The sequence below is a fragment of the Pantoea sp. B65 genome, from assembly GCF_047308185.1.
Taxonomy (GTDB): Bacteria; Pseudomonadota; Gammaproteobacteria; order Enterobacterales; family Enterobacteriaceae; genus Erwinia.
In genome coordinates this window covers 84,819-102,918 of record NZ_JAHXPU010000035.1, presented here as the reverse complement: position 1 = coordinate 102,918, position 18,100 = coordinate 84,819, and the positions used below count along the sequence as shown (strand labels likewise).

At 52.6% G+C, this 18,100-nt stretch carries 10 protein-coding genes and 8 tRNA genes; 15 read left to right on the top strand and 3 right to left on the bottom strand.

What is annotated here, in order from left to right; all coding sequences use genetic code 11:
• The coding region (locus JWF83_RS14330; protein ID WP_413650960.1) for a hypothetical protein at positions 1-3,804 on the top strand (3,804 nt) is incomplete at its 5' end.
• 55 nt (positions 3,805-3,859) lie between these two features.
• On the opposite strand, the gene glnS is transcribed toward JWF83_RS14330, so the two are convergent.
• Both glnS and nagE read right to left on the bottom strand, forming a co-directional pair.
• Positions 3,860-5,527: a glutamine--tRNA ligase gene (glnS, locus tag JWF83_RS14325; protein ID WP_413650959.1), complete on the bottom strand. Its 1,668-nt coding sequence runs from the start codon at positions 5,525-5,527 to the stop codon at positions 3,860-3,862.
• A 158-nt stretch (positions 5,528-5,685) separates the two neighbouring features.
• Positions 5,686-7,722, bottom strand: coding sequence for an N-acetylglucosamine-specific PTS transporter subunit IIBC (nagE, locus tag JWF83_RS14320; RefSeq protein WP_413650958.1), 2,037 nt, complete (start codon positions 7,720-7,722; stop codon positions 5,686-5,688).
• A gap of 331 nt (positions 7,723-8,053) precedes the next feature.
• Between nagE and nagB the strand changes: the two genes are divergently transcribed.
• From nagB to JWF83_RS14255, 13 genes are all read left to right on the top strand, one after another.
• Entirely contained in the window at positions 8,054-8,854 is an 801-nt protein-coding gene (gene nagB, locus JWF83_RS14315) for a glucosamine-6-phosphate deaminase (protein ID WP_413650957.1), read from the top strand.
• A gap of 116 nt (positions 8,855-8,970) precedes the next feature.
• Entirely contained in the window at positions 8,971-10,119 is a 1,149-nt protein-coding gene (gene nagA, locus JWF83_RS14310; RefSeq protein WP_413650956.1) for an N-acetylglucosamine-6-phosphate deacetylase, read from the top strand.
• A 7-nt stretch (positions 10,120-10,126) separates the two neighbouring features.
• Complete coding sequence (gene nagC / locus JWF83_RS14305) at positions 10,127-11,347, top strand: DNA-binding transcriptional regulator NagC (RefSeq protein WP_413650955.1); 1,221 nt, start codon at positions 10,127-10,129, stop codon at positions 11,345-11,347.
• A 43-nt stretch (positions 11,348-11,390) separates the two neighbouring features.
• Positions 11,391-12,143: an HAD-IIA family hydrolase gene (locus JWF83_RS14300; RefSeq protein ID WP_413650954.1), complete on the top strand. Its 753-nt coding sequence runs from the start codon at positions 11,391-11,393 to the stop codon at positions 12,141-12,143.
• 322 nt (positions 12,144-12,465) lie between these two features.
• On the top strand, positions 12,466-14,133 hold the full coding sequence (gene asnB, locus JWF83_RS14295; RefSeq protein ID WP_413650953.1) for an asparagine synthase B: 1,668 nt from the start codon (positions 12,466-12,468) through the stop codon (positions 14,131-14,133).
• A gap of 221 nt (positions 14,134-14,354) precedes the next feature.
• Positions 14,355-14,431 (top strand) — tRNA-Met (locus tag JWF83_RS14290).
• Between the two features lie 8 nt (positions 14,432-14,439).
• Positions 14,440-14,524, top strand: a tRNA-Leu gene (locus JWF83_RS14285).
• A 24-nt stretch (positions 14,525-14,548) separates the two neighbouring features.
• Positions 14,549-14,623: transfer RNA gene (locus JWF83_RS14280), tRNA-Gln, on the top strand.
• Positions 14,624-14,661: 38 nt separating this feature from the next.
• A tRNA-Gln gene (locus JWF83_RS14275) sits at positions 14,662-14,736 on the top strand.
• 38 nt (positions 14,737-14,774) lie between these two features.
• Positions 14,775-14,851: transfer RNA gene (locus JWF83_RS14270), tRNA-Met, on the top strand.
• Between the two features lie 18 nt (positions 14,852-14,869).
• Positions 14,870-14,943 (top strand) — tRNA-Gln (locus JWF83_RS14265).
• A gap of 35 nt (positions 14,944-14,978) precedes the next feature.
• Positions 14,979-15,052, top strand: a tRNA-Gln gene (locus tag JWF83_RS14260).
• Positions 15,053-15,086: 34 nt separating this feature from the next.
• A tRNA-Gln gene (locus tag JWF83_RS14255) sits at positions 15,087-15,161 on the top strand.
• Positions 15,162-15,253: 92 nt separating this feature from the next.
• On the opposite strand, the gene ubiF is transcribed toward JWF83_RS14255, so the two are convergent.
• Positions 15,254-16,426, bottom strand: coding sequence for a 3-demethoxyubiquinol 3-hydroxylase (gene ubiF, locus JWF83_RS14250; protein WP_413650952.1), 1,173 nt, complete (start codon positions 16,424-16,426; stop codon positions 15,254-15,256).
• Positions 16,427-16,634: 208 nt separating this feature from the next.
• On the opposite strand from ubiF, the gene miaB reads away from it, so the two are divergent.
• Complete coding sequence (gene miaB, locus JWF83_RS14245; RefSeq protein WP_413650969.1) at positions 16,635-18,059, top strand: tRNA (N6-isopentenyl adenosine(37)-C2)-methylthiotransferase MiaB; 1,425 nt, start codon at positions 16,635-16,637, stop codon at positions 18,057-18,059.
• Positions 18,060-18,100: the final 41 nt, after the last annotated feature.

Here is an 18,100-nt window from a genome sequence, read left to right as displayed (position 1 = left end):
CCGCCGCTGCGGGTTATTATCCACGAGTTTTCCCGCCTGCATGATGGCACGGTGGCTGAGTTTATCAGTGCCGCAGGCGCAGCGCCGGACGCCGCAGAGGTGGTGCATATCCAGAATGCCGGCGGTCAGCATTATGAAGCCCTGACCGCACAACAGCCGGGCGGAGCAGCAGTAAAGCCATTCAGCGCAATGCCACCGGAGATAGCTGAACCCGCGCCGGCACTACCCCGGCAACCTGAAGCGGAAAGGTGGCTGGTGCTGGATGACAATCAGCAGGAAATAATAAACCACTGCGTGCCAGAGCATTTTTACCCGTTATTTTCCTTTATCTCCGCATTCCCGCTGGTGGTCTCCGAACCCGGCCAGCCAGCCCCGCAGGTTTATGCCAGTGGCCAAAGATTGAGTGCTGAGCAACCTGTCAGTGAACTGCCTGACGCCATTATGATTTCATCGTCAGCAACCACCACGCTGGTGACGATAAAACGCGCCGGATTCCAGGATCTGTCTGTCTCCTTACCGGATGCCGATCGGGTAGCGATTTTGGCTGCCATCCCGGAAGATATCTATCAGACCAGTGATACCGAACTTATCTGCGCACTTTTTATTATGACGCCAGAGATTTTATATGAAAAATTAACTGACCACGGCAGGGAACAATACCAGCAACTCATATCACTGACCGATCTGGATAACGACGATGCTATCAGAGAGCGGTTAGACGCCGCCGCGACTTTTTTTGCCAATGCGCCGGGGGGCGATACCATTCCTAAAGGCGAATTTTTCCGCGCGCTGAATACCAACATTGAATATACCCTGCTGCCGTCTGGCAAAAGGAAAAATTTTTTAAAAACCCATCCCGGCACATCACCGGTTATCATCACCGGCAAACTAATCCACTATATTTTAGCTTACCTTGGTTCGCCGCCCGCAGAGATGTATAAACCGGTCACCACCCTTGCTCTTCAGTTCGCAGATAAGAGCAAGACCATGACGAAATATTTATACACGCTGGCAAAAGAGCTGCCGACAGGCAATGAGCCACATTTCAGCGATGCAATCAGTCAGGTAATGCACTATTTTAAGCACGACGACATTAATTTAAAAAAAATCATCAGAAAAATACCGGAAGAAATTTTCCATGAACTGGAAGATAAGCCGATAGCCGCGACTGCCACACAGAAAAGGCTGGAGTATTATTATAGCCTTTTCGCCAATGCCATTGAAAATTCAAACCTCGATAATGATTTTATCGGCTCGGTGATGGAAGCATGGTGGCCGATACTTTCCGCAACCAGTTATCCCTTTATCAAAAAGAAATACCCGGAAATGAAAAAACTGCTGGCGGCTAATATCAGGAATAACGAGGAGAAATATAAAGATGTCTGCACACTGGAGGACCGGGTGCTGTCGATATTTTTGTCGTTTGTTTTTCAACATCCCGAAGCCTGGTCTGAGTATGTGGCAGAAAATTTCAGAAGGATATTATCTGAAGTGGGTGGTGATGGTAACACCCCACTGGCCACCATCCATCTGGTCGATTTTTTTAACGACCGCGTATCCGCGCCAAAAGCCCATGAAGTTTTCCGGCAACTGATCGGTAAAAATGTCAAAACAAAAATCTCAAACGCTATCAGTATGCTGTTAGCCATTGAAACCTACCCGCCGAATATGATTACCCACATTTATCATACCAGTGTGGAAGAGGCGGTAAAAATATACATGTTCTACTGGGAGAAATACCGACAAATAAAAATAGACAACCTTGGTGAAAACCAGGTAGTGGTTGTCGATAATAATCAGAGTCTGGTCTATATCGATAAGCGTTCAAAATGGCAGAAGCATATTGAACAAAAACTCGACAAACCGGTTATTTTATTACCTGGCATGGCAGGTAAAGTGCATAGTAAAGATAAATTCCTCTCCAGTTACATTTATACCAATAGTGATGCCGACCCTCTGCTTAGCGCAATGCTGATCTCATTTTCCGGCCCTCTGTATCGCGATGACAATAAAATAATGCAACAGGTAAAAAGCAAAAAACGCATTATTTTTTTACAGGAAATTATTGATGCCAACCGTGTGGAGGATAGCAGTCCGGCGAGAATTAATCAGCTGAATGCGCGCCTGCAACACATTATCGAGACCACACCGCTACCACCGTCATTAAAGAAAAATAAACTCAATAAGCAGGAAGAAGCGAAGATCAATGAATACAATCAACTCATTGAATCTGTTCTGACCATACAAATCATGTTACTGAGCCAGGGGTATGGGAAAAATACCGATAAACTGCTGAGCCATAATGTGATAAAAAATTTGTGCGCCATCGGAATAAAAACCAAAGTCCAGTCACCGCTGAATATTCTGAGCGAAAAAGCGGCAAGCGACAAGATTACTGAAGAGACCTATCTTGCCATCATTACCCGGGCGATAGAGCAGTCGCTGGTGAACAGTCAGAACCCAATTAGCGATTTCATCAGGCAGTCGGTGCTGGCCAGCGCCTGTGAGACGTTAAAAAGTCGGGAGAAATTATTTCTGGCGCTGGCGAAAATCCCCCTGAATCAGACTTACGAACAGGCAGGTTACGGGCTGTTTGTCGATGTGGCGCGCAAAGAGATGGAACGGGCGGCGCAGGGCAGCGAACCCGGCGATCGTCTCAGCGACCTTGAGCGACAGGCATTTTCCACCCTGCTGACCGCCTTCCCTGCCAGCTGGAAGATCTTTACCGATGCCCATAAGGCCAGTTCACGAAAAGTTATCAATACGGAGTGGTTAATCAATTCGCAATGTTTTCTGCAGGCCGCCCCGGAAGTGCAGATTTTACTGCTGAATTTTCTCGCAAACGAATCACAGACCGTCCCGACGCCCTTTATTACACAGTGCTTAACCACGATGCACAACGGGTCGGCATTACTGCCGTCAGATCCGAATAATGCGGATGCGCTTAAAACTGCGGGCTACTCTATTTATGATTTAGAAAACACCCTTAACCGTATTTGCAACTTCTTACAGCAATACGATCCCTCCTGTTTTAGCGACACGATTGACGCTATTTTTACTTTGAGTCAGTCGCTGCGTGAAAAAAAGGGCATCAGAGACATCAGCAGCGCTCTGACAAACTCGCTGAAAGGCATCCTGAATGCTATTAAGACCAGCGATGAACCACAATACCAGCGGTTACTGCAGCAATATCCGCAGCTGGTAAAAGAAAAGCCCCTTGATGTGGTTTATGCGCCTCTGTTTAACAAGGAGGAATCGATCACTTATCGCACCAGCGATATCAGCAGCACCAGCGAGCCGGAACGGGTCAGCTCAACCAGCGAAACAGCGGCAGAAAAAACCCGGGAAGAAGAAAAACCGAAAGACCCGATGATCATCTATATCGGTAAAGAGTGGCAAAAAGCCTGCGTTGATGAACAATTCAGTAAGACGCTGCCAAAAGCTACCGCCGCACTGATGGCAGGCGACTTCCAGCGGGTAAAATTTCATTCGTATGCTAACTCGCACTATTTTACTTTCGATGTGAAACGAAACGATAACCAACATGTACAGCGCAAAGGGAAAGGCCGGGTCGATGGCCGGGCGATGCTGTTGCAGGGCAGCCGTAACAAATGGCTGTTTCTCGGGGTCGGCAGTCATAAAGAGGCGACAGAGAAATTCAAACTCTATAAAACCACCCCGCAGGAAACCATCAATAAAATGATCGGCAATCCGGACAGCGCCAGTCAACGGCTGCGGTTCGATAACAGTAGCAAAACGCTGCAGCTTCTGGATACGGCAGAGTCAGCGCCGGAAACCAGGTAAAAAAAAGGCCGCTGCGTTATCCGCTGCGGCCTGCTATTTTTTTCACTGGCTACGATTATGCGTCGATTTTAGCCCAGGTATCACGCAAACCCACCGTCCGGTTAAATACCAGCTTTGCCGGGCTGGAGTAACGGCTGTCGGCGCAGAAATACCCTTCACGCTCGAACTGGTACGGGCTGCTGGCTACCGCCGTCTGCAGGCCCGGCTCGACAAATCCCTGACGTATCACCAGCGATTCCGGATTGATGGTGGTGAGGAAGTCTTCAGCCGCCCCCGGATTGGCCACGCTAAACAGGCGATCGTACAGACGGAATTCCGCCGGCAACCCATGTACCGCAGACACCCAGTGAATCACCCCTTTCACCTTACGCCCATCGGCCGGATCCTTGCTTAAGGTATCGGTATCGCAGGTGCAGTACAGGCAGGTGATATTGCCGGCCTCATCTTTCGCCACCCGTTCGGCTTTGATCACGTAAGCATTACGTAGACGGACCTCTTTACCCAGCACCAGACGCTTGTACTGCTTGTTGGCTTCTTCACGGAAGTCGGCACGGTCAATCCATACTTCACGGCTGAATGGCACTTCGCGGCTGCCCATTTCCGGTTTGTTCGGATGAGCGGGCATGGTAAGCAGCTCTTCATAACCGGCCGGTAAGTTTTCAATCACCACTTTAACCGGATCAAGCACGGCCATCGCACGTGGCGCATTTTCGTTGAGGTCGTCACGAATACAGGACTCCAGCGACGCCATCTCCACGATATTGTCCTGCTTGGTAATACCGATACGGCGGCAGAACTCACGAATCGATGCCGCGGTATAGCCACGACGACGCAGACCAGACACCGTCAGCATGCGCGGATCGTCCCAGCCCTCGACCACTTTCTCGGTTACCAGCTGGTTCAGCTTACGCTTCGACATCACCGCATATTCGAGATTCAGGCGAGAGAACTCATACTGACGCGGATGCACCGGAATGGTGATGTTATCCAGCACCCAGTCATACAGCCGACGGTTATCCTGGAACTCCAGTGTACAGAGCGAGTGAGTAATGCCTTCCAGCGCATCGGAAATGCAGTGGGTAAAGTCGTACATCGGATAGATGCACCACTTATTGCCGGTCTGGTGATGTTCGGCAAACTTAATGCGGTACAGCACCGGATCGCGCATGACGATAAAGCTGGATGCCATATCGATTTTAGCGCGCAGGCAGGCGCTGCCTTCGGCAAATTCGCCATTGCGCATTTTTTCAAACAGCGCAAGGTTCTCCTGCGGCGTGCGATCACGGTACGGGCTGTTTTTACCGGCTGACGTCAGGGTGCCGCGATATTCACGGATCTGTTCCGGCGTCAGTTCATCAACATAGGCCAGGCCTTTGTTAATCAGCTCCAGCGCGTAGTTGTACAGTTGATCGAAATAGTCAGAGGAATAACAGACATCGCCACTCCACTGGAAACCGAGCCATTGCACATCATGCTTAATGGATTCCACATACTCCAGGTCTTCTTTAACCGGGTTAGTGTCGTCGAAACGCAAGTTACATTGACCCTGATAATCTTGCGCAATGCCAAAGTTCAGGCAGATCGACTTTGCATGACCGATGTGCAAATAGCCATTCGGCTCCGGTGGAAAACGTGTATGCACGCTGGCGTGCACACCGTTCGCCAAATCTTCGTCGATAATCTGACGAATAAAGTTAGTTGGGCGGGCTTCTGCCTCACTCATCTCAATTTCCTCAACACTAAATATGGCTGGTGATTTGAACCACGAAATAACGGAGTATGATCCACAAAGCGGAGAAGGGAAACAACCGTTTGTTAGTCTAATTACAGAAAAAAAGGGCGGGAATCGCTTCCCGCCCTGCTTTACCGCCCCTGTCAGGGTTAGCTTTTGATTTCGAACAGTTTGGTTTCACCGGCAACCACGGTACCGCTGGCCAGCAGATTCACCCCGGCGAAGTCATCAATATTGCTGACCACTACCGGACTGATCATTGAGCGAGCGTGGCTGTTAAGGAAGTCGAGATCCATCTCCAGCACCGGCTGACCCGCCGTCACGCTGGCGCCCTCTTCCGCCAGACGGGTAAAGCCTTTACCTTCCAGAGCGACGGTATCGAGGCCCATATGCACCACGATCTCCACACCGTTGTCGGTTTCCAGACAAAACGCATGGTTGGTATTAAAAATCTTCACCAGCGTACCGGCAATCGGCGCCACCACGGTTTTGCCCGTGGGTTGGATAGCCAAGCCATCACCGACCGCTTTGCTGGCGAAGGCTTCATCAGGCACCTGATCGATAGCCACCACTTCACCACTGACCGGCGCCACCAGCGTAGCAATAATCCCTTTTGAGGCATTGCTCACCGCCTGCGGCTGGACAGCTGGCGCCACCGGCGCCGCGCTGGCGGCGCTGGTCGCCGCAACCGGGCCTTTGGCCAGCACGATTTTCATCGCTGAAGCGATAGTTTCCGCGCGGGTACCGACAATAATCTGCACACTCTGTTTGTTCAGACGGATTACGCCGGAAGCGCCAAGATGCTTCGCCAGTGATTCGTTCACCGCCCCCGAATCCGCCACATTCAGCCGCAGACGGGTAATACAGGCATCAATACCGGTGAGGTTTTCCGAACCGCCTACCGCAGTGATATAGCGACGTGCCAGGGTTTCGGTCTCAGACTCACCGCTGCCGCTATGATCGACGTTGCTGTCGTAGCCATCGCTCTCATCGCCGGCAACCGCCAGCTCGCGGCCGGGGGTCATCAGATTGAATTTCTGGATGGTGAAGCGGAACACCACATAGTAAATAGCGAAGAACACCAGACCTTGCGGGATCAGCATATACCACTGGGTGGCCAGCGGGTTACGCGACGACAGCACCATATCCACCAGACCGGCGCTGAAGCCGAAACCGGCGATCCAGTGCATACTGGCGGCGATAAATACCGATACCCCGGTCAGGAAGGCGTGGATCACATACAGCACCGGCGCCACAAACATAAACGAAAATTCCAGCGGCTCGGTGATGCCGGTAAAGAAAGAGGCAAATGCCGCCGCAATCATAATACCGGCCACCTTCGCACGGTTTTCCGGACGGGCGCAGTGATAAATGGCCAGCGCCGCACCCGGCAGGCCGAACATCATAATCGGGAAGAAGCCCGCCTGATAACGTCCGGTGATACCGACAATGCCTTTCCCGCTCTCAATCGACTGAGCGCCGCCGAGGAAATTAGGAATATCGTTGATACCGGCCACGTCAAACCAGAATACCGAGTTCAGCGCGTGATGCAGACCGACCGGGATCAGCAGACGGTTAAAGAAGGCATACACCCCGGCACCCGCTGAGCCAAGTTTCTGAATATGTTCACCGAAGTTAACCAGGCCACCAAAAATCACCGGCCAGATATACATCAGAATAAACGCCACCAGAATCATCAGGAATGAGACCAGAATCGGCACCAGACGACGTCCGCTAAAAAACGACAGCGCTTTCGGCAGCTCCACATGGCTAAAGCGGTTATAAACTTCCGCCGAGATAATCCCGACCAGGATGCCGACAAACTGGTTGCTGATTTTGCCAAACGCGGCAGGCACCTGGTCTAATGGCATCTTCTGGATCATCGCCACTGCGGCTGGCGAACAGAGCGTGGTCACCACCAGAAAACCGACAAAGCCGGTTAACGCCGCAGCGCCGTCTTTGTCTTTCGACATGCCGTACGCCACGCCTACGGCGAACAGTACTGACATATTTTCGATAATTGCCGAGCCGGATTTGATAAACAGGGCGGCCAGCGCATTGCCCGCACCCCAGGTATCCGGGTCGAGCCAGTAACCAATACCCATCAAGATCGCAGCAGCAGGCAGCGTTGCTACCGGCACCATGAGCGCCCGGCCTACTTTTTGTAAGTAACTTAAAATATTCACCTTTTCCCCCTCCGAGAGCTGACAAGGCCACTGAAACTGTTTTGTATTTTTATCACAGTTTTCAGTTAACCTGATGACAGTACACACCACGATGCGAAGTGTAAAAAAAAATTAATTCGCTTCGCAAATTAAAACCTACACATATGTGACTGATATCACCAAATACTGCACTATTTTACATACGCGACTGGCTATGACGCCAAACTTATTTTATGATCCGAATTATCTGGACGGATTTTTCCTCTGTGGTTATGGCTAAGGCAGGTTACCCTTAGTGATAACTGCCGTCACACCGTCTTTAATCTGATTCAATTGTACTTAGAGGTGAAACATGAGACTGATTCCCCTGTCGACCCCAACGCAGGTAGGTAAATGGGCCGCACGTCATATCGTCAACCGCATCAACACATTTAACCCAACCGCTGAACGCCCTTTCGTGTTAGGACTGCCGACTGGCGGTACGCCGCTGGAAGCCTATAAACACCTAATCGAGATGCATAAAGCGGGCCAGGTTAGCTTTAAACATGTTGTCACTTTCAATATGGACGAATATGTTGGCCTGCCGAAAGCGCATCCGGAAAGCTATCATAGCTTTATGTATCGTAATTTCTTTGATCACATTGATATTCCTCGCGAAAATATCAATCTTCTTAATGGTAATGCTGCTGATATTGACGCAGAATGTCGCCAGTATGAGGAAAAGATTCGCGCGTACGGTAAGATCCATCTTTTTATGGGCGGCGTCGGCAATGATGGCCATATCGCCTTTAACGAACCCGCTTCTTCTCTGGCATCCCGCACCCGTATCAAAACGCTGACGCACGAAACCCGCGTGGCGAATTCGCGCTTCTTTGACGGCGATGTGGATCAGGTGCCGAAATACGCCCTGACGGTTGGCGTTGGCACCCTGCTGGATGCGGAAGAAGTGATGATTCTGGTCATCGGCAGCGTGAAAGCGCTGGCGCTGCAAGCGGCAGTTGAAGGCAATGTAAATCATATGTGGACCATCAGCTGTCTGCAGCTGCATGCCAAATCAGTGGTGGTGTGCGATGAACCTTCAACCATGGAACTGAAAGTGAAAACCGTAAAATATTTCCGCGAAATGGAAGCGGAAAATATGAAAGGCCTGTAATTTTTTAAGCGAACACCAGTTCCGCTATGTTTGGCGCCGCCCTGGCTGCAGGGCCCAAAAAGCCCCCTGCAGCGATGCCCAAACCACCAGCCGGAACCGACCGGGAGGTAACAGACATGTACGCATTAACCCAGGGCCGGATCTTTACCGGCCATGAAATCCTTGACGCTCATGCAGTGATTATTGCTGATGGTCTGATTGAGCGCGTCTGCCCGCTGGCAGAACTGCCCGCTGGCATCGCAACGCGTGACGTGGCTGGCGCAATTATTGCTCCCGGTTTTATCGACCTGCAGCTTAACGGCTGCGGCGGCGTGCAGTTTAATGACGATCTCAGCGCAATCAGCGTTGAGACCCTGAATATCATGCAAAAAGCCAACGAGAAATCCGGCTGTACCAGCTTTTTACCGACGCTGATCACCAGCAGCGATGAGCTGATGACCCGGGCGGTTGAAGTGATGCGCGCCTGGCTGGCGCAAAACGCTCATCAGGCGCTGGGCCTGCATCTGGAAGGCCCCTGGCTGAATATCGCCAAGAAAGGCACGCATAATCCGGACTTAATTCGCAAACCGAATCCGGCGCTGGTTAATTTTCTTTGCGAAAATGCCGATGTCATCGGCAAAATCACCCTGGCGCCGGAAATGGCCGGCGATCACGTGATACGCCAGTTGCGTGATGCCGGTATTATTGTTTCAGCGGGCCACTCCCACGCCACGTATCAGGAAGCGAAAAGCGGTATCAGCGCCGGGATTAGTTTCGCCACCCACCTGTATAACGCCATGCCGACCATCACTGGCCGTGAACCGGGTCTGATTGGTGCGCTGTTTGATGCGCCAGAGGTATACTGCGGTATTATTGCCGATGGTTTACATGTTCATTACGCTAACATACGTAATGCCAAACGCATCAAAGGCGATAAGCTGATCCTGGTGACCGATGCTACCGCGCCGGCGGGAGCGGCCATTGATCAGTTCATTTTTGCAGGCAAAACAATATACTATCGGAACGGGTTGTGCGTTGATGAGAAAGGTACGCTCAGTGGTTCTGCGCTAACTATGATTGAAGCAGTAGAGAACTGCGTCGAACATGTCGGCATCTCCCTGGATGAAACCTTACGAATGGCAACGCTCTATCCAGCCCGTGCAATGGGCGTGGACAAACAGTTAGGTTCAATCGAAGCCGGAAAAGTCGCTAACCTGACTGTTTTCACCCGCGATTATCACATCATCCAGACTATCGTTAATGGTGACGAAGTCCTAAGCGAGTAATCACTGAATGACCAATGGCGGCCAGGCACCAATAGGAAATGTCGATCTCGTAAAACAACTGAATAGCGCAGCCGTTTACCGGCTGATTGACCAGCAGGGTCCTATCTCGCGCATTCAAATCGCCGATCTCAGCCAGCTTGCTCCCGCCAGTGTCACCAAAATTACCCGCCAGCTTATTGAGCGCGGACTGATTAAAGAGGTCGATCAACAGGCCTCGACCGGTGGTCGCCGCGCCATCTCCATCATCACCGAGACGCGCGGTTTTAATACCATTGGTGTACGTCTTGGCCGTAATGACGCGACCCTGACGCTGTATGATCTGAGCGGTAAATCCCTTGCGGAAGAGCACTATCCGCTGCCGGAACGCACCCAGGAAACCCTGGAAAACGCCCTGTTCCGCGCCATCGAAAACTTCAGCGAACTGCACCAGCGCAAACTGCGCGAACTGATTGCCATTTCGGTGATTTTGCCCGGTCTGGTGGACCCGAATAACGGCGTGATCCGTTATATGCCGCATATCAACGTTAATAACTGGGCGCTGGTCTCGCAAATGGAGGCGCGCTTTAATGTCACCAGTTTTGTCGGTCACGATATCCGCAGTCTGGCGCTGGCGGAGCACTACTTTGGTGCGTCGCGCGACTGCGCCGACTCTATTTTGGTGCGTTTACACCGTGGTACCGGCGCCGGCATCATCACCAACGGGCATATTTTTCTCGGCAGTAATGGTAACGTGGGAGAAATTGGCCATATCCAGGTTGATCCGCTGGGTGAGCGCTGTCACTGCGGTAACTTTGGTTGTCTGGAAACTATTGCCGCCAACGGCGCCATTGAGAGCCGCGTACGCCATCTGCTTACGCAGGGCTACCCCAGCGCCCTGACGCTCGATGACTGCCAAATCCATCTGATCTGCAAAGCCGCCAACCGGGGTGACCCGCTGGCCTGTGAAGTGATTGAACATGTTGGCCGCTATTTAGGCAAAGCGATTGCCATCGCGATTAACCTGTTTAATCCGCAAAAAGTGGTGATCGCCGGTGAAATTATTGACGCTGAAAAAATATTGCTGCCGGCGATTGAAGGCTGCATCAATACCCAGGTGCTGAAAGCCTTCCGCAAAAATTTACCGGTGGTGCGTTCTGAGATCGATCACCGTTCCGCTATCGGCGCTTTCGCGCTGGTCAAACGCGCAATGCTGAATGGCATTCTGTTGCAGCGTCTTCTGGAAGCGTAATAGTTCAGCCAGCCCGGTGCTGGCTCTCCTGTGGAAAAGCGTGATGACCCTAAAAAATGTGATTTGTGATATTGATGGCGTGCTGATGCATGACAATACCGCCGTTCCCGGCGCTGATGAGTTTATCCATCGCGTGATGGATAAAGGCATGCCGCTGGTGGTGTTGACGAACTACCCGTCACAGACCGCCCAGGACCTGGCCAATCGTTTTGCTTCAGCCGGTATTGAAGTCCCGGAAAGTGTGTTTTACACCTCGGCCATGGCGACGGCGGATTTTCTGCGGCGTCAGGAAGGGAAAAAAGCCTATGTGGTGGGCGAAGGCGCGCTGATTCATGAGCTGTATAAAGCCGGTTTCACCATTACCGATATCAACCCCGATTTTGTGATTGTCGGTGAGACACGCTCGTTTAACTGGGACATGATGCATAAAGCGGCATTTTTCGTCGCCAACGGCGCGCGCTTTATTGCCACCAATCCCGACAGCCATGGCCGCGGCTTTACCCCCGGCTGTGGCGCGCTCTGTGCCGGTATTGAAAAAATATCTGGTCGTAAGCCGTTCTATGTCGGCAAACCCAGCCCGTGGATTATCCGCGCGGCGCTGAATAAAGCCCAGGGTCACTCCGAAGACACAGTGATTGTCGGCGACAATTTACGTACCGATATTCTCGCCGGTTTTCAGGCCGGTTTAGCCACTATTCTGGTGCTCTCCGGCGTCTCAACCCTGAGTGATATTGATGCCATGCCATTCCGGCCAACGTGGATTTATCCCTCGGTGGCGGATATAGATATTTTCTAGCTTTCCCCGGCGCCATTCTGCTGATTATCTACCCGAGCGGCATCCATGCCGCTCCTGCGCCGGCGATCGGCGCACTCTTCCCGGCCATTGACCGCTGGTTTTTTCACCTGATCCGCTGATTAATTGCCGATTCAACAATAAAACCACGATAAAAATGATAAACCATCAAAGATTCAAGCGAGTCAACAGACTATTTTTCAGAGATTAGCTAAAATACTTGATCGACACCCTGATATAGAGCATTTTCTTATGCATCGGGCAGCGAACCGCTGCAGAAATGAAATCATCAACCAGCCATGGTTAGTCGTTAGGGAGCGTTGCTATGTGTTCTATCTTTGGTGTGCTGGATCTGAAAACCGATCCTGTTGAATTGCGTAAAAAGGCGTTGGAGCTTTCCCGCCTGATGCGTCATCGCGGCCCGGACTGGTCTGGCGTCTATGCTGATGACCATGCCATCCTGGCGCATGAGCGCCTGTCGATTGTTGACGTCAATAATGGCGCGCAGCCGCTGTATAACGCAGACCACACCCACGTTCTCGCAGTGAACGGCGAAATTTATAACCATCAGGCGCTGCGGGCGAAACTGAGCGACCGCTATGCGTTCCAGACCGGTTCTGACTGTGAAGTGATCCTCGCGCTGTATCAGGAAAAAGGGGTTGATTTCCTGGACGAACTGCAGGGTATGTTTGCCTTTATTCTGTATGACAGCGTGAAAAATACTTACCTGATTGGCCGCGACCATATCGGTATTATCCCGCTGTATATGGGTAACGATGAGCACGGTAACCTGTACGTCGCTTCCGAAATGAAAGCGCTGGTGCCGGTGTGCCGCAGCATTAAAGAATTCCCCCCAGGAAGCTACCTGTCGAGCGAAGATGGCGAAATTCGCCGTTACTGGCAGCGTGACTGGTTTGACTATGAAGCGGTTGAACACAACACCACCGACGCAGAGGGTCTGAAAAACGCCCTCGAAGAGTCGGTGAAAAGCCACCTGATGTCAGACGTCCCTTACGGCGTGCTGCTCTCCGGCGGTCTTGACTCCTCCATTATCTCCGCCGTGACCAAGCGCTTTGCGGCGAAACGTGTGGAAGATCAGGACCAGAGCGAAGCCTGGTGGCCACAGCTGCACTCGTTTGCGGTAGGTCTGGAAGGTTCGCCGGATCTGAAAGCGGCAAAATCGGTCGCTGAACATCTGGGCACCGTGCACCACGAAATTCATTTCACCGTGCAGGAAGGTCTGGATGCGATTCGCGATGTGATTTATCACATTGAAACTTACGACGTCACCACCATCCGCGCCTCAACGCCGATGTATCTGATGTCGCGTAAGATCAAAGCGATGGGCATTAAAATGGTGCTGTCCGGCGAAGGCGCCGACGAAGTGTTTGGTGGTTACCTCTACTTCCATAAAGCGCCAAACGCCAAAGAGTTCCATGAAGAAAACGTGCGTAAGCTGCTGGCGCTGCATATGTTCGACTGCGCGCGCGCTAACAAAGCGATGTCGGCCTGGGGCGTGGAAGCACGCGTACCTTTCCTCGACAAGAAATTCCTTGATGTTGCTATGCGCATCAACCCGGCCGACAAAATGTGCGGGCCAAACGGTAAAATGGAAAAACACATCCTGCGTGAGTGTTTTGCCTCTTACCTGCCGGAAAGTGTCGCCTGGCGGCAGAAAGAGCAGTTCTCTGACGGGGTGGGTTACAGCTGGATTGATACGCTGAAAGAAGTGGCGGCAAAACAGATTAGCGATCAACAGTTGCAGACCGCGCACTTCCGTTTCCCGTACAACACGCCGACCTCGAAAGAAGCGTATCTGTATCGTGAAATCTTTGAAGAGCTGTTCCCGCTGCCAAGCGCGGCAGAATGCGTGCCTGGCGGCCCGTCAGTCGCCTGTTCGTCCGCCAAAGCGATTGAGTGGGATGAATCCTTCAAAAACATGAATGATCCCTCTGGTCGTGCAGTCGGCGTACATGCTTCCGCTTATAAATAAGCATCTGTTTATCTGATTAAAAATGGGCCGCTCGCGGCCCATTTTTACTGGCGAAAAGCTACCGTCAGGATGGAAAATCGCTGTTTTTATCACCATGCTGGTTATAAGCCAGACAAACAAAACGTTTGACGTCAAAAACGGTAAAAAATTTGTTGACGCTTTCAGGTCAACTACGCATAATGCGCCCCGCAACGCCGATGAAGGTAACGCGAAAAAAAGATGGCTACGTAGCTCAGCTGGTTAGAGCACAGCACTCATAATGCTGGGGTCACAGGTTCGATTCCCGTCGTAGCCACCATCTTTTTTGCGGGAGTGGCGAAATTGGTAGACGCACCAGATTTAGGTTCTGGCGCCGCAAGGTGTGCGAGTTCAAGTCTCGCCTCCCGCACCATTTCCATAAACGGCGTTGTACGGATGGGGTATCGCCAAGCGGTAAGGCACCGGTTTTTGATACCGGCATTCCCTGGTTCGAATCCAGGTACCCCAGCCACAATTTTTCGATTTATCACGGGTACGTGGTACGGATATTGGGATATCGCCAAGCGGTAAGGCACCGGTTTTTGATACCGGCATTCCCTGGTTCGAATCCAGGTATCCCAGCCAAATCGGGAAATGCAGTACCGAAGAAAATGCAGTACAATGGCTACTTAGCTCAGCTGGTTAGAGCACAGCACTCATAATGCTGGGGTCACAGGTTCGATTCCCGTAGTAGCCACCATTTTTTTTGTAGTACCATTGGGGTGTCGCCAAGCGGTAAGGCTCTGGTTTCTGATACCAGCATCTGGGGTTCGAATCCCTGCACCCCAGCCAAAAAAAGACGGTTTGCATTGCAGATCGCACACAATTGGGGTGTCGCCAAGCGGTAAGGCTCTGGTTTCTGATACCAGCATCTGGGGTTCGAATCCCTGCACCCCAGCCAAACAAGACGATTTGCCTTGCAGATCGCACACAATTGGGGTGTCGCCAAGTGGTAAGGCTCTGGTTTCTGATACCAGCATTCCGGGGTTCGAATCCCTGCACCCCAGCCAATTAAGTAAAAAGCCCGCTTCTGCGGGCTTTTTTACGTCTGTCTGTTTGCCCGGAGGCCCTTATCGCCCCCCGGGCCGGAACTACGCCAGGGTTACAATCCCAGCGCGTAACGTAACGCCTGACGCTTTAATACGCCTGAACGCTGGGCCACCAGCAGTCCGAGATTGCGCACCACCCTGAGCGGCGCCAGCTGATTGCTGAAAGTGAAATAGAACAGGTCCATACCACTCTGCATTAGCAGGTTATCCATGTAGCGCTTACGCTGATAACGGAGCAGCACCGCGGCGCTGCTCCAGGCTTCAGCCTGGTTACGTGCCGCAGTCAGCACATCAATTAACGCATCCACATCGCGATAGCCGAGGTTCACCCCCTGCCCCGCCAGCGGATTAATGGTATGCGCCGCATCACCCACCAGTGCTAAACCCTCCTGCACATAGCGTGTGGCATGACGACGTACCAGCGGGAACGAGCCGGCAGCCACGGCGCTAAAGCGGCCCAGCCGCGCCGGAAAGTGGGCCTGAATCTCTTTTTGCAGCTGCGCCATCGGCATCGCCTGTAGCTGACGGATACGCGCCGGCGCGTCATACCACACCAGCGATGCCCAGTTATCAAACAGCGGCAGAAAGGCGCGCGGCCCCTGCGGGGTAAACTGCTGCCAGGTGGTATCGCCTGCGGGATGCTCGCAGCGAATGCTGATCAGCATGCAGGCCTGGCTGTAGTTCCAGCCGTGAATGCCAATCCCCGCCAGCTGGCGGACCCGCGAACGGGCGCCGTCGGCCCCGACCACCAGACGCGCCACCAGTTGCCGCTGATCCTCCAGCGTCACCGTCCAGCCATCGTTATGCTGCTCAATGTTTTTCAGTGCCGCCGGACAGATCAGGGTGACATCCTGCTGCTGCAGGCGCTGCCAGAGGGCGCGTTGCAACACGCGGTTTTCCACCATATAGCCCAGTTCCGGCAGGCCGAGAGAACCGGCGTCAAACTGCACGCTGGCGGTTTGCCACTCCCAGGTTTCCAGCTGGCGGTAAGGGGCAGCGCGCATCTGCTGAATCTCAGGCCATACCGCCAGCTGTTTCAGCAGATCCACCGAAGCGCTGCCAATCGCTGAAATACGCACATCCGGGTGGCTGGCGGGGTCAAATGCCGGCGTTTCTTCCTGCTCGATCACCGCAAGCGAAAATCCCTGTTGCGCCAGACCACTGGCCAGCGCGGCCCCCACCATGCCACCGCCCACCACCACCACATCAAAATGCGCCTTATCCATCTACTCATCCTTATGCCGTCGGGGTTTACGGCGATTAAATCCAACATTGCCTTACCCTGAATTGTACCGGAATTTGCGCTGACAAACAGAAAACGCGAATCAACTGTTAACGGCGGCCATAAATGGCCGCCCCAGGCTGGTCACAGCCGCGTTCAGGCATTACACTATTGCCCCTGCACTCCCTTCTGCATTGAGTAATGGCATGTCGATGACTAAAAAACTGCATATCAAGACCTGGGGCTGCCAGATGAATGAGTACGATTCATCCAAAATGGCTGACCTGCTGGAAACGACCCACGGCTACACCCTGACTGAGGTGGCTGAAGAGGCAGATATTTTGCTGCTTAATACCTGTTCAATTCGCGAAAAAGCGCAGGAAAAGGTATTTCATCAGTTGGGCCGCTGGAAAACGTTGAAAGAGAGCAATCCCGATCTGATTATCGGCGTTGGCGGCTGCGTGGCATCGCAGGAAGGGGATCATATCCGTCAGCGCGCGCATTACGTGGATATTGTGTTTGGCCCGCAAACCCTGCACCGTCTGCCGGAAATGATCAACAGCGTGCGCGGCACCAAAAGCCCGGTCGTCGATATCAGCTTCCCGGAGATTGAGAAATTCGATCGTCTGCCGGAGCCGAAAGCTGATGGCCCAACCGCTTTTGTTTCGATTATGGAAGGCTGCAACAAATACTGTACGTTCTGCGTGGTGCCTTACACCCGTGGCGAAGAGGTCAGCCGTCCCTGCGACGATATCCTGTTTGAGATTGCCCAGCTGGCGGCGCAAGGCGTACGTGAAGTTAACCTGTTAGGTCAGAACGTGAATGCCTACCGCGGCACCACTTTTGACAATGAGATCTGCAGCTTTGCCGATCTGCTGCGTCTGGTGGCGGCGATTGACGGTATCGATCGTATCCGCTTTACCACCAGCCACCCGATCGAATTCACCGACGATATTATCGACGTCTATCGTGATACGCCGGAGCTGGTCAGTTTCCTGCATCTGCCGGTACAGAGCGGCGCCGACCGTATTCTGACGCTGATGAAACGCGCCCACACCGGGCTGGAATACAAAGCCATCATCCGTAAACTGATTGCTGCCCGCCCGAATATTCAGATCAGTTCGGACTTTATTATTGGTTTTCCGGGCGAAACCCAGGCTGACTTTGAACAGACCATGAAGCTGATTGCCGACGTTAACTTCGATATGAGTTACAGCTTTATCTACTCGGCACGTCCGGGGACGCCAGCGGCTGACCTGCCTGACGATGTATCCGAGGAGGAGAAGAAGCAGCGTTTGTATATTCTGCAGGACCGTATCACCCAGCAGGCTATGGCATGGAGCCGCCGCATGCTCGGCAGCGTACAGCGCATTCTGGTGGAAGGCACCTCGCGTAAAAATGTGATGGAACTGTCGGGGCGTACCGAAAATAACCGCGTGGTTAACTTTGAAGGTACGCCGGAGATGATCGGTAAATTCGTTGATGTTGAAATCGTTGATGTCTATACCAACTCCCTGCGTGGCAAGATGGTACGCACCGAAGATCAGATGGGTCTGCGTATGGCAGAAAGCCCGGCCTCAGTGATTGCGCGCACGCGCAAAGAAAACGAGCTGGGCGTCGGCACCTACCAGCCCTGATCCCCCGGTTTGGCGGCGAGCGTTACGGTTCGCCGCGCAAG